We start from the raw sequence: 12,284 nt of genomic DNA, 5'->3' as shown, positions 1-12,284 counted from the left end.
CGGTAAAAATACGGAGTTAACGCTGTTCAATCGGAATAAACGGTCTGTTATCCGGGCCGTTATATTCCGCATTCGGACGAATGATCTTGTTATCGATACGCTGCTCAATGGCATGAGCGACCCAGCCCGTGGTGCGTGAGATCACAAAGATAGGCGTAAACATGCCGGTGGGGATGCCCATCAGGTGGTAGCTGGAGGCGCTATACCAATCCAGGTTAGGGAACATTTTTTTCTCCCGCCACATGGTTTCTTCAATACGCGCAGAAATATCAAACAGCTTGAGGTCGCCAGCGTCTTCGCCCAGCGAGCGGCTGACTTCTTTGATCGATTCATTCCTGGGGTCGGCAATGGTGTACACCGGGTGGCCGAAACCAATGATGATTTCCTTGCGCGCCATGCGGGCCATGATGTCCGCTTCTGCTGCATCCGGATCATTGTAGCGTTCTATGATCTCCATCGCTGCTTCATTGGCGCCGCCATGTTTGGGGCCACGCAAGGCGCCGATGGCACCGGTGATGCACGAGTACAGGTCGGAGAGGGTGCCGGCAATGACGCGTGCGGTGAAGGTAGACGCATTGAATTCGTGTTCTGCATACAGCACCAGTGAAGTATTCATGGCTTTGATATGCAGCTCGGATGGTTTTTTACCATGCAGGATATGCAGGAAGTGGGCGGCAATTGAGTCATCGTCAGTTTCAACGTCAATACGGGTTCCGCGCTGGCTGAAGTGGTACCAGTACACCAGGATAGAGCCGAAACAGGCGATCAGCCTGTCGCCCAGTGCCTGCGCACCCGCGATATTGCGGTCAGTGGCTTCTGGTTCCAACGTGCCCAGCATGGAGCAACCTGTGCGCATCACATCCATGGGATGCGCATCGGCAGGAATCTGTTCCAGTACGGCTTTAAGTGCACTGGGCAGGCCGCGCAGCTTTTTGAGCTTTTGATGATATTGCGTGAGTTGTGCCTGGGTGGGCAGCTCGCCGTAGATCAGCAAGTAGGCGACTTCTTCAAACGTGGCGTGTTTTGCCAGTTCGATAATATCGTAACCACGGTAATGCAAGTCATTACCGCTATGGCCAACGGTACAAATGGCGGTGGTGCCGGCAGCTACACCGGCCAGGGCAACGCCTTTTTTGCGCTTGGGAGCTTCTGCCGGTGGGTTCAAATCAGTAGGTGTATTCATAGTGATCTCCTGCATGCCCTTATTGCTTGAACAGGGCGTCGAGTTTCTCTTCGAAAGCGTGGTAACCGAGGTGGGTATACAGGTCGGCCCGTGTTTGCATCAGCTCGAGCACGTTTTTCTGGGTGCCGTCCTTGCGTACATTCTCATAGACCTTCAGTGCCGCCTGGTTCATGGCGCGGAAGGCGGAGAGGGGATATAACACCATGCTAACATCGGCCGTCGCCAGTTCATCGACAGTGAATAATGGTGTCGCGCCAAACTCTGTGATATTTGCCAGCACCGGGACTTTCACTGCTTTGACAAATTGCTGGTACATATGCAGATCGGTCATCGCTTCGGGGAATATCATGTCGGCACCCGCTTCCACACAGGCACTGGCGCGGTCTATGGCGGATTGCAGGCCTTCGACCGCCAGTGCATCGGTGCGCGCCATGATCACAAAATCATCATAAGGTTTGGCATCCACGGCGGCTTTCACGCGGTCTACCATTTCATCCAGGCTGACAATCGCTTTGTTCGGCCTGTGTCCGCAGCGTTTGGCACTCACCTGGTCTTCAATATGCACCGCGGCCGCACCTGCTTTAGCCACACTTTTGATGGTACGGGCAATATTGAACGCACCGCCAAACCCGGTATCGATATCCACCAGTAAGGGCGTATCCACGGCATCGGTGATACGGCGCACGTCTATCAACACATCTTCCAGTGATGAAATACCTAGGTCTGGCAAGCCCAATGAGCCTGCCGCCACGCCGCCGCCAGACAGGTAGATGGCTTTAAAGCCACTTTGGGTCGCCAGCATGGCGTGATAGGCATTGATGGCACCTATGATTTGTAAGGGCTTTTCTGCTGCCAGCGCGGCGCGGAAACGCGCGCCTGGCGTAAGCGATTGAGTCATGGTCGGGTATTCCTGTTAGTCGGTATTAGAAAAAAGCCGCTTCAGCTTCGGCAGACATGGTGACGCCAGTGTGCTTGGCTTTTTGCAGCACTTCCCAGAAATATCGATAGGTGGCCCTGTCATGTAATTCGCCGGCGTATTGGATCGGGCCCCAATCAGCCGCTTGCGCCGTAAGCAGGATATTAGCGGCATCACTGACTTCGTCGAAGTTAGGTTTCATGGCGTCGACAATGGCCTGGATCTGTGTCGGGTAAATGCTCCACATGCGCATAAACCCGAATTCATTGCGTGCGCGGAAAGCGTCGCTATAAGTCACTTCGGCATTTTTCAAGTCCAGCGTGACGTTATGTGCAGGTACTACGCCATTTGCCAGCGCGGCAGACACGACCTCACTCTTGGCGCGCGCCAGTAATTGATGGTCAAACTGCCCAGGGCTGCGCATAGCGCTGGCCGGAATGGCACCGTGATGCGCACTGACAAAATCCATCAGGCCGAAATCTAGCACTTGTAACCATGGCAGTTGTGCGATTTCATGCACCTGGCGCAGGGCGCCGTGGGTTTCAATCAGCAGATGCACAGGGATCTCACGCGTAATGCCGTGTTGTTTGGCAACCTGCTGGATATAGGCGATCATTTCACGCGCCTGGGCGATATCCGTGCATTTGGGAATGGTCAGGTAGCTCAATACCTGGCCAGCCCCGCCGACCAGGATGTCGATATCTTTTTTCCAGTGCGCATGCGTGTAATCATGGATACGCGCTCCTGCCATCTTGTGCTGGTTGGCTTCAGAATTCAGGATGCGGACTATCATTTCTGCGTGTGCTTGTTCCTGGCCGCTGGCAGCGCCATCTTCGCAATCGCAGGTGATATCAAATACCGGACCGACGCCATTAGGATTGGCCGGGTCTTGCAAGGACAATGCTTTTAAAATCAGTTTTTCACTGCCAGCAAAATGTTCACAGGCTGGAATCACCGGGAACGGTTTTTCACCGCCAAACAATGCCTGATTTGGATGTACAGCCATCATCAATTTCCTTTTCGTGGAATAAGTACCGTGTAATCTAGGTCTAGCACCACATGCGGGTGATAACCCTGTGTGGTTTTAATGTTTTCCAGCGTGGTGGGAGGCATATTCTTCACGCCGACCATACGCAAGCGTAAGGCGCCTAACTCAGGATGAGGCAAGGACCATTTGTCCAGCACCTTGGTCAGGCAATAGATTGTGTCGCCTGCATAACTAGGGTTGGCATGGGTGCCGCCATTGATCGCCAGGATGGAGATCGCGTTTTCCAGGCCTTCATAACTGAGCGCCCGGCATGCCGAAATCACCACGCCGCCGTATACCAGGCGCTTGCCTTGCGGTGTGCTTTTCATCAGGTGTGCATCAAAGTGCAGGCGGGCATTGTTCTGGTATAAATGCGTGGCCAGGGTATGGTCACTTTCATTAATGGTGAGGCCAGATGGGTGGCGCATGCATTCGCCGACTTCGTAATCATCCCACCAGTATTTGCCACCGGTAGCCACGCCCAGGGCGTTTGTAGGCGTGAAGTTGGCGGGTAGGGCTAATGATTCAACCGCGACGAATTCCGGCAGTTCTGGCACCACGGTTTCCGGTGCCGGCGCTTCATGATTCCTTTTTTGTACCATCACCCAGCGTACCCAGCTGAGTACGGGTTGCTGATGCTGGTTCAGCGTAGTTGAGCGCACATAGACCACACCATTTTTGCCGCTGGAGTTTTGTTTAAGGCCTATCACTTCACTTGAAGTGGTGAGGGTGTCGCCGACAAAGACGGGTTGCAGGAAACGCACATCGGCATACCCCAGGTTAGCAATGGCATTCACTGACACATCCGGCACTGTTTTACCGAAGGCGATATGAAACGCCAGCAGGTCGTCTATCGGCGTGCTGGGGTAACCTAAGGCTTGCGCGAGCGGCTCACTACAATGTAGCGGGTTGCGCGCGCCAGTCAGTGCGATATAAAGCGCGCTGTCGCCCGCAGTGATAGTGCGGGGCGTGGCGTGCTGGATGACTTCGTGCAGTTTGAAGTCTTCGAAGAAACGGCCTGCATGGATTTTACTTTGCATGGTGTCCTCCTTTAATTGCGATCAATAAGGGCTGGGTCATTAAATAAACTCTTCTTCCAGTTCGCTGATGGCCTCGGCCAACTGAATGAGGCGTTGTGCGGCTTTAATATGGTGGTGTTCTACCAGTTTGTCGTTGACTACCACGGTGCCGCGGCCTGCTTCATTGGCTTCTTTCAATGCCTTGATGATCAGGCGCGCATGCTCAACTTCTGTCCGCTGCGGCGTATAAGCGTCATTACAGTAAGCAATCTGCGCCGGATGTACCAGCGATTTGCCATCCATGCCGATATCCCTGCCGATACGACAGGCGTATTCAAACGAATGCATATTCTTGAAATCGCTGGTGATGCCATCGATCACGCCTTTGCCATACGCGCGCGCGGCCAGGATCACCAGGGATAATGAAGTCAGGATAGCGGAACGCTCATGCGTCACACGTGCATGTAGCTGCGAAATCAGGTCAGAAGTTGCCATCACCATACAGATCACGCGCTCGGAAGCGGCGGCGATCTCCTTGGCGTTCAATACCGCCAGCGGGCTTTCTATCATCACCATCATGGGCACATCCTTGCCACCGGCATCGTCCAGCAGCTGTTGCGCACGCAGTACATCTTCGCGGGATTCTATATTTGGGAACAGGATGGCATCGGCACCGACATTGGCCACGGCCTGGATGTCATCATGCCCCCAGATCGAGTCCAGGTCGTTGACGCGGATGACGACTTCGCGCTTGCCGTAGCCGCCTTGCTTGGCCGCTTGCACCACATTGTCGCGCGAAAGGAGTTTGGCATCGATCAATATCGGGTCACCCAGATCCAGAATGACTGAATCTGCCGCCAATGTGCGTGCGCGTTCCAGGTAGTGTGTATTACACCCTGGCACATACAGCATGGAGCGTCTGGGTCTGAGTGGGTAGGACATTGTTTTTCCCTTGTTGAAGGAGCTTCCATTGAATTATTAATGATAAAATTTTGCCTGTCAATGAATATCTTATGTCTTATATAAGATATAAAACAGTGGACATCTGAGTTTTGTCTGTGGTATAAATTAATTAAGCATGGCGGGAGCCTTTTCCCGCATATTGAATTGAATAAAGCGTTTATCTGGAGCGTTCACCTCATGGACAAGCAGTTTGCATCGGCGAGTTACAGACCTTTATATGATCAGATCAAGGTGTTGATCACGCAAAGCCTGATAGGCGGTGAATGGCGCCCTGGCGACATGATTCCCAGTGAGATCGACCTGGCACAACGCTATAAGGTGAGCCAGGGCACGGTGCGCAAAGCCATTGATAGCCTGGCGACTGAAAACATCCTGATTCGCCGCCAGGGCAAGGGTACCTTTGTCGCCACCCACAACCAGGATGATGTGAAGTTGCGTTTTTTGCGGCTGACGGCAGAAAATGGCCAGAAAGAATTACTGCAAAACGAATTCCTCTCCTGTATCAAAAGCAAGGCCAATGCGCATATCGGCAAAGTGCTGGAAATCAAGGCCGGTGCAACTACTATTGAAGTGAAGCGCCTATTGACTTTTTCCGGTCGTCCGCTGATTTATGACCATATCGTGGTGCCAGCTGCGCCCTTCAAAGGCCTGAACCGGGCCAAGGTGGAGGAAAGCAACGGCTCTATGTACAGCATGTATGAGTCACAGTTTGGTATCCGCATGATACGGGCTGAAGAACGTATCAAGGCGGTGGCTGCTGATGCGGAAGTGGCTAAAGCGCTGGGGTTAAAGGAGGGTTATCCGCTGCTGAGTATTGAGCGCGTGTCGTTCACTTATGGCGACAAGCCTATGGAATGGCGGTTTGGGCTTTGCCTGACGGATGACCACCACTACATGAGCGAATTGGAATGATTGAAAAACCTTCATTAGCGGCGTTAGATTTCGCTTGCCGTGCTTTTCGCACTGTCTGCACTCATCTGCCTTGCTACTGAAGTTTTTGAATCATTCTTAAATAGTTAAACGACTTTTGAAAATGCATTTTTGCGTTATTGGACATCGGTGTCGTACTGTCTAGGCTCTTTGCCTGGCCAAAATGTATTTTGAAAAGTCTTATTGAACATAGAGTAAGGCTTAAGTTAAAGGGTTGATTATGGACGATTTAAAGAAGCGCGCACTGGATTACCACCAGTTTCCCAAACCGGGGAAACTGAGCGTTGAATCGTCCAAGCCATGCGCTACGCAGCAGGATTTGTCGCTGGCTTACACGCCGGGCGTGGCTGCGCCTGTGCGTGAAATCGAGGCAGATCCGGCCAATGCTTATAAATACACCAACAAAGGCAACCTGGTGGCCGTGATTACCGATGGCACGGCAGTGCTGGGGCTGGGTAATGTGGGTGCGCTGGCAGGTAAGCCGGTGATGGAGGGCAAGGCCGTGTTGTTCAAGCGTTTTGCCGACATTGATGTGTTTGATATAGAAGTGAATGCTGCGACACCGGATGAGTTTATTCAAACGGTGGTGAATATCTCACCTACCTTTGGTGGCATTAACCTTGAAGATATTGCTGCACCACACTGTTTTTATATCGAAAATGAATTAAAGAAGCGATTGGATATCCCTGTATTCCACGATGACCAGCATGGCACGGCGGTGATTGTCGCGGCCGCACTGCTGAATGCGCTGGAGCTGCAAGGCAAAACCTTGCCGGATGTGAAGATTGTGTTTTTAGGCGCGGGGGCAGCGGGTTGCTCTTGCGCCAAGTTGCTCAAATTGATGGGCGCGACCCACATCACCATGGTAGACCGCAAAGGGGTGTTGGATACTGCACGTGACGATTTACATGATAACAACCGCGAATTAGCGATTGCGCCCGGGGATATCAAAACCCTGGCGGATGCGATGCCCGGTGCAGATGTATTTATCGGCGTGTCTGCCAAAAACGGTTTACCACCAGAACTGGTTGCTGGCATGGCGGCAAAGCCTGTCATCTTTGCACTGGCCAATCCTGATCCTGAAATTTTGCCCAGCCAGGTATTCGCCATACGCGACGATGCCATTATGGCGACTGGCCGCAGTGATTTTCCCAACCAGGTGAACAATGCCTTGTGTTTCCCTTATTTGTTCCGCGGTGCGCTGGATGCACAGGCCAGGCAGATCACAGAGGAAATGAAAGTGGCTGCTGCCCAGGCGTTAAGCGCATTGGCGCGTGAACCCGTGCCGCAGCAAGTATTAGAGGCTTATCAGCTGGAGTCGCTCAGTTTTGGCAAGGATTACATTATTCCCAAACCGTTTGATCCGCGCCTGATGGCTTATGTGTCCGGCGCAGTGACACGCGCGGCAAAAGAAGCTTAAAGGCCAGGCTGGAAGCAAGACATGATTGTAAAGAAGCAAAAAAAACAGCGGCCCAAAAACCTGAATCTGTTCACGATCCGGTTACCCGTCAATGCGGTGGTGTCTATCATGCACAGGGCCAGCGGGGTAGTGCTTTTTCTCGTCCAACCATTATTGCTATGGGCGCTTTATCTTTCATTACGCAATGCGCAAGATTACTCGATTGTTGCAACGCAATTGCAGCAATGGCCTGTGAAACTGCTGTTGACCGGTTTGGCCTGGGCCTTTTTTCATCATTTTTATGCCGGAATTCGGCACCTGGCGATGGATGTGCACTGGATGACAACCTTGCAGAAAGCACGTTTCTCCAGCCGTGTCGTGCTTGGCCTGGTGGCTTTTACCATGCTGTTTGTGCTTTATGCGATTTGGTAGATACGCCCAAAAAATGGATACGTACGGAAAATGAGTTGCAGCCATGCTTTTTGAATTACTGACTGCAAAGTATCCAGGCATGCGGTTATGGCTGACGCAACGGCTGTGTGCGCTTTCAATGGCATTGGGCCTGCTGCTGTTCTGGCTGCGGATATGGTGGCTGGCACCAAATGATTATGCCGGGTGGCTAGCCGTATTTTCACCCTTGTGGTGGCGGGTGCTCAGTGTGTGGTTTTTTACCTGCATGCTGATGCATGCCTGGTTGGGTGTACGCGATGTGTTACGTGATTACGTCCCCAATTTACGTTGCCGCTATGTGCTGCAATGGCTGGTGAACCTCGCGGTGTGGGCTAATGCGCTGGCGATTTTGTGGATTCTGTTTGGAATGAAGTATTAAGGTGAGTGGCATGGCCGGTTTAAACAATATGACAGGTGCAGACGATATTCAGTATCACAAGGTAGATGCCGTCATCATCGGTGGTGGCGGTGCTGGCTTGCGCGCGGCGTTACAGCTGGCAGAGTCTGGCGCCGATGTGGCGGTGCTGTCTAAAGTGTTTCCAACCCGCTCGCATACCGTCGCCGCGCAAGGTGGTATCGCCGCGGCTTTGGGCAATGTCTCGGACGACAACTGGCTGTGGCATATGTATGACACGATCAAAGGGTCGGATTACTTGGGCGACCAGGATGCCATTGAATTCATGTGTCGCAACGCTGCCAAGGCGATTATCGAACTGGAACATTTTGGCATGCCGTTTGACCGCCTTGAAAATGGCCGTATCTTCCAGCGCCCGTTTGGTGGTATGACGCGTAATTTTGGCGAGCAACCGATTTCGCGCACCTGTGCAGTAGCCGACCGCACCGGGCATGCCATGCTGCATACCTTGTACCAGCGTAACGTCAAAGCCAATACGCAATTCTTGATCGAATGGTTTGCGCTGGATTTAATCCGCGATAGCGATGGTGACGTACTTGGTGTGATCGCACTGGAGATAGAAACTGGTGATATCCATGTCATTCATGCCAAGGCGACCATGCTTGCCACTGGCGGCGGTGGCCGCATTTTCCAGGCCAGCACCAATGCTTTTATCAATACCGGCGACGGCCTGGGCATGGCGGCACGCGCTGGCCTGCCGTTGCAGGATATGGAATTCTGGCAATTTCACCCGACCGGCGTGCTCAATGCTGGCGTGCTGATCACCGAAGGTGTGCGTGGCGAAGGTGGCTACCTGGTCAACAGTGAGGGTGAGCGCTTTATGGAGCGTTATGCGCCTAGCGCGAAAGACCTTGCCAGCCGCGACGTTGTGTCGCGCGCCATGGCAACTGAAATCAAGCAAGGCCGCGGTATAGGCAAACATAAAGATGCGGTGTATCTCAAGCTGGATCATCTGGGCGAAGACATTATCAGCAAGCGCCTGCCAGGTATCCGCGAAATCGCCAAAACCTTTGCCGGGGTAGACCCTATCAATAGCCCGATCCCGGTAGTGCCAACAGCGCATTACATGATGGGTGGTATCCCTACCAATCTGGATGGCCAGGTGGTTGTGCATGATGGGCAATCTGAAAAAGTCATTCATGGTTTGTATGCAGTGGGCGAGTGCGCCTGTGTCTCGGTGCATGGGGCCAACCGATTAGGTTCCAACTCACTGCTGGACCTGGTGGTGTTTGGCAAAGCCGCGGGTGACAAAATGGCTGCAGATATTGGTAGCGCACACGCGCACAAGCCTCTGCCAGCCAATGCGGCTGAAGCAACGCTGGCGCGCGTGAACCGGTTGGAAAATGCTAGCGCCGGTGAAAATGTGGCGGCGACAGGCGACGCCATGCGCCAGACCATGCAAAAACATTGCGGCGTGTTCCGCTTCCCCGATCTGCTGGAAACAGGTGTCAGCGCCATTGAGCAAGTGGCTGAGCGTGCGCAGCATTTGCGCATCACCGATAAAAGTAAAGTGTTCAACACTGCCCGTGTCGAGGCGCTGGAACTGGATAACCTGATGCAAGTGGCGGTGGCAACTATGCATGCCGCGCATGCCCGCCAGGAAAGCCGTGGTGCACATGCGCGTGAAGATTATCCTGAGCGCGATGACACCAAGTGGCTGACGCATTCGCTGTATTTCGCCAGCGAGAAAAAACTTGTGTATAAGCCGGTCCGTTTGAAACCACTGAGTGTTGAGTCATTCGAGTTGAAGAAAAGGGTGTATTGATATGCGTTTTTCCATCTACCGGTTCAATCCGGACGTAGACAAAAAGCCCTATATGCAGGATTACGATATTGCCCTGGAAGACAGTGACCAGATGCTGCTGGACGCGCTGATGCGCCTCAAAGTCGTCGATGACACATTAAGCATGCGTAAATCCTGCCGTGAAGGTGTGTGTGGCTCTGATGCCATGAATATCAATGGCAAAAATGGGTTGGCCTGTATCACCAAGCTGGAAAGCCTGGAAGAGCCGGTGGTGTTACGCCCCATGCCTGGCTTGCCGGTGATCCGCGACCTGGTAGTCGATATGACGCAGTTTTTTGATCACTACCATTCGGTGATGCCATATCTGCAAAATCACGATACACCGCCGGAAACCGAGCGCCTGCAAAGCCCGCAAGACCGCGCCAAGCTGGATGGCCTGTACGAATGTATTTTGTGCGGCGCCTGTACCACCTCTTGCCCCAGCTTCTGGTGGAACCCGGACAAGTTCGTTGGCCCGGCCGGGTTGATGCAGGCCTACCGCTTTATTGCTGACAGTCGTGACCAGGAGCAGGAAGCACGGCTGGAGAACCTGGAAGATCCTTACCGTTTATATCGTTGCCACAACATCATGAACTGTACCGATGTCTGCCCGAAAAAACTCAATCCGAATGCCGCGATTGCAGCAATCAAGGATTTGAAGATAGAGAGTGTCAAAGCGCACAAACAGGATGCGCCGGGCAAAAAAATCTTTGGTATCAAAGTGCTTTAAGGAGATGCCATGTTAAATGCAGAAATCTTACGTGAAGCAGAACAACGGCGACTGTCCTGGCGCTGCCGCCGCGGCATGCTGGAACTGGATATCGTATTGCAGCGCTTTGTCAGCGAGCATTTTAATGGGCTGACCATGGCAGAAATGGCGCAGCTGGACACCTTGCTGGAACTGCCTGATGGCGTGTTCTGGGAATTGATCCAAGATGCAAAAACTCAGGCACCAGCCACAAAATCGCTGGCGGCAGAGCACGCGGCAGTATTGCAAAAATTAAGAGCGAGCCGACCATCGGCAGAACAGGAAATCGCATGATTCAGCATATGGGAGAGGAGCCGATTGCGCTGGATGCCAGCGCTTTGGGTGATTACTGGCCGGGGATACAACTGTATTACCCGCCGGTGAAATATGCGCCTAGCCTAGGGATTTATGAGGATATGGAGCAGGCGGCCAACCGCATGGTCAAGCATGCCCATTTCACCAATGCGCATACCCTGATTTTTGACCTGGAAGATGGCTGTCGCCAGAAGGAAATGAGCCGCACGCTGTTGCGCCAGGAGCTGCCTAAACTACGTAAAGTCAACGAGCGCGTGACGATCGCGATTCGCGCCAACTCTTTCCGTACTGATGAGTACGAAGAAGACATGAAGCTGGTGCGCGACATGGGCGAGTATATCGATGTCGTGATGCTGGCGAAGGCAGGTGAGTCATATGGCGCGGCAGAAGTGCGGGATTTATCTAGTTTTTTAATCAGCATCAACCCGCATATCACGATACAGCCGATTATCGAGCACCCGAAGTCGCTCAAGATCGCACCGGATTTGATGCAGTACGACACGGTGAAACATGTAGTGTTCGGTATTCATGATTTCTCCAAAGCGCTGGGCATACACATCACGCCGGAACACTGGATAGAAGAACTGTTTTACTTTATCAACCAGCTGATTTTTGAAGCGCGGATAGCCGGTAAAGGCGTGATTGGCGGCGTTGAAACACTGATAGGCAGCAATATCATGCCGGACAAGTTTGTCGAGCCGCACGACGTGCGCCGCTGGCTGGACCTGCATGGTGATAACGAATCACGTGTGGTCTACAAGCATGCCTGCCAGGAAGCCGCGATGGGGCTGACTGGCAAACAGGTCATTCATCCTGGCCATATCCATTTGTGTAAAACCGCTTATACGCCTTCGCCGACCGAAATTAATCAGAAGGTCGCCATATTGAAAGCGGCGATCGAAGCGGATGCATTATTGGGCGGGGCGATCAAGTTTGAAGGTGAGATGCTGGACCCGCCCATGTTTGGTAAAGCATTGCAGACATTGTTGCGGGCGCATGCACTGAGTGCGTTAAAGACCAGTGATATGGAGTTTGCCCTGCATGTGTTGCAGTTGATGCCGGCGCAGGTAGTACGCCAGAACTGGCCCTACGGCATCCTGCTATAAAAATTTATCTTTGCTTTTAATACGTCGTTG

At 52.8% G+C, this 12,284-nt stretch carries 13 protein-coding genes; 8 read left to right on the top strand and 5 right to left on the bottom strand.

From position 1 onward, the window contains the following. Window positions 1-16: 16 nt before the first annotated feature. From prpC to ACSSVF_RS13150, 5 genes are read right to left on the bottom strand one after another with little or no spacing between them, the layout of a single operon-like run. Window positions 17-1,183, bottom strand: coding sequence for a bifunctional 2-methylcitrate synthase/citrate synthase (gene prpC / locus ACSSVF_RS13170; RefSeq protein ID WP_492404026.1), 1,167 nt, complete (start codon window positions 1,181-1,183; stop codon window positions 17-19). Window positions 1,184-1,202: 19 nt separating this feature from the next. Then, window positions 1,203-2,081 (bottom strand): methylisocitrate lyase, encoded by an 879-nt coding sequence (gene prpB / locus ACSSVF_RS13165; RefSeq protein WP_492404024.1) that lies wholly within the window; start codon window positions 2,079-2,081, stop codon window positions 1,203-1,205. 25 nt (window positions 2,082-2,106) lie between these two features. Continuing rightward, on the bottom strand, window positions 2,107-3,105 hold the full coding sequence (locus ACSSVF_RS13160) for an HpcH/HpaI aldolase/citrate lyase family protein (protein ID WP_492406356.1): 999 nt from the start codon (window positions 3,103-3,105) through the stop codon (window positions 2,107-2,109). 2 nt (window positions 3,106-3,107) lie between these two features. Beyond that, window positions 3,108-4,166 carry a MaoC family dehydratase gene (locus ACSSVF_RS13155; RefSeq protein ID WP_492404022.1) on the bottom strand — a complete coding sequence of 353 codons (1,059 nt, stop codon included), beginning with the start codon at window positions 4,164-4,166 and terminating at the stop codon, window positions 3,108-3,110. A gap of 39 nt (window positions 4,167-4,205) precedes the next feature. Continuing rightward, window positions 4,206-5,087, bottom strand: a complete 882-nt coding sequence (locus tag ACSSVF_RS13150) for an HpcH/HpaI aldolase/citrate lyase family protein (protein WP_484179219.1) — start codon at window positions 5,085-5,087, stop codon at window positions 4,206-4,208. Window positions 5,088-5,285: 198 nt separating this feature from the next. Here ACSSVF_RS13150 and ACSSVF_RS13145 point away from each other — a divergent pair, with 198 nt between their 5' ends. From ACSSVF_RS13145 to ACSSVF_RS13110, 8 genes are all read left to right on the top strand, one after another. Continuing rightward, window positions 5,286-6,020, top strand: a complete 735-nt coding sequence (locus tag ACSSVF_RS13145) for a GntR family transcriptional regulator (RefSeq protein WP_055831433.1) — start codon at window positions 5,286-5,288, stop codon at window positions 6,018-6,020. Window positions 6,021-6,258: 238 nt separating this feature from the next. After that, window positions 6,259-7,458: a malic enzyme-like NAD(P)-binding protein gene (locus ACSSVF_RS13140; protein ID WP_492404019.1), complete on the top strand. Its 1,200-nt coding sequence runs from the start codon at window positions 6,259-6,261 to the stop codon at window positions 7,456-7,458. Window positions 7,459-7,479: 21 nt separating this feature from the next. Beyond that, entirely contained in the window at window positions 7,480-7,869 is a 390-nt protein-coding gene (gene sdhC / locus ACSSVF_RS13135) for a succinate dehydrogenase, cytochrome b556 subunit (RefSeq protein ID WP_492404017.1), read from the top strand. A gap of 43 nt (window positions 7,870-7,912) precedes the next feature. After that, entirely contained in the window at window positions 7,913-8,266 is a 354-nt protein-coding gene (gene sdhD / locus ACSSVF_RS13130; RefSeq protein WP_492404015.1) for a succinate dehydrogenase, hydrophobic membrane anchor protein, read from the top strand. Between the two features lie 10 nt (window positions 8,267-8,276). Further along, window positions 8,277-10,067 carry a succinate dehydrogenase flavoprotein subunit gene (sdhA, locus tag ACSSVF_RS13125; RefSeq protein ID WP_492404013.1) on the top strand — a complete coding sequence of 597 codons (1,791 nt, stop codon included), beginning with the start codon at window positions 8,277-8,279 and terminating at the stop codon, window positions 10,065-10,067. Window position 10,068: 1 nt separating this feature from the next. Beyond that, window positions 10,069-10,815, top strand: a complete 747-nt coding sequence (locus ACSSVF_RS13120; RefSeq protein ID WP_492404011.1) for a succinate dehydrogenase iron-sulfur subunit — start codon at window positions 10,069-10,071, stop codon at window positions 10,813-10,815. A 9-nt stretch (window positions 10,816-10,824) separates the two neighbouring features. After that, window positions 10,825-11,127, top strand: coding sequence for an FAD assembly factor SdhE (locus ACSSVF_RS13115; RefSeq protein ID WP_492404009.1), 303 nt, complete (start codon window positions 10,825-10,827; stop codon window positions 11,125-11,127). Next, window positions 11,124-12,254, top strand: a complete 1,131-nt coding sequence (locus ACSSVF_RS13110) for an HpcH/HpaI aldolase/citrate lyase family protein (protein WP_442586132.1) — start codon at window positions 11,124-11,126, stop codon at window positions 12,252-12,254. Before ACSSVF_RS13115 ends, ACSSVF_RS13110 begins: the two co-directional genes overlap by 4 nt. Window positions 12,255-12,284: the final 30 nt, after the last annotated feature.

The sequence above is a fragment of the Methylophilus sp. E2MeOHC9 genome, from assembly GCF_058744375.1.
The sequence above is the reverse complement of the archived record's forward strand: the minus strand, read 5'-3'. Positions and strand labels throughout refer to the sequence as shown.